The organism is Adlercreutzia sp. DFI.6.23, from assembly GCF_024462535.1.
Lineage (GTDB): Bacteria > Actinomycetota > Coriobacteriia > Coriobacteriales > Eggerthellaceae > Adlercreutzia > Adlercreutzia rubneri.
The window spans coordinates 1-442 of sequence record NZ_JANGBP010000078.1; the positions used below are offsets into that span (position 1 = coordinate 1).

The following is a 442-nucleotide window of genomic DNA, read 5'->3' on the forward strand; positions in this document are numbered from 1 at the left end:
TTTCGTTCACTTTGGGATGATAGGGATTGGTCCATTAAGCGGTGCAACGAGTTCCTTAACCTGCTCGAACGATTTAACGCTGTCGAAAAACAGGATTCCATGCCAATGCGGCTTCTTTGGTGTACCGTCCTCGTTCACATCGGAATCGTGGAGCGGTGAGACAAGGCAGTCGACAAGCCAACCGTTGATAATCTCGCGCCAGTTCTCCGGCGCACTATCTGGATAGAACTCAAAGAGCCAGTAATCCTTACGTGCTGCACGTTTCTTTTCGTACTTCTTATCCGCACGTTTCTGGGCTTCAGACCTAGCCATGCTATAATCTCCTTGTCTTGAATGCCCCTGCTGCCGCCAAGCTTGCTGGGGCAGCCCATCGAGTTCGCCGGCTATGTTGACGACTTCGATCGCACGATCTGCGCCATGGAGTTCTCCCTGGACGACGGCG

Annotated in this window: 1 protein-coding gene; it reads right to left on the reverse strand. The window is 52.7% G+C overall.

Annotated features, from left to right (window positions below):
- Window positions 1–6: 6 nt before the first annotated feature.
- A complete protein-coding gene (locus NE591_RS12420) occupies window positions 7–312 on the reverse strand; it encodes a Rep family protein (protein ID WP_256156766.1) in 306 nt (101 codons plus the stop codon).
- Window positions 313–442 lie beyond the last annotated feature (130 nt).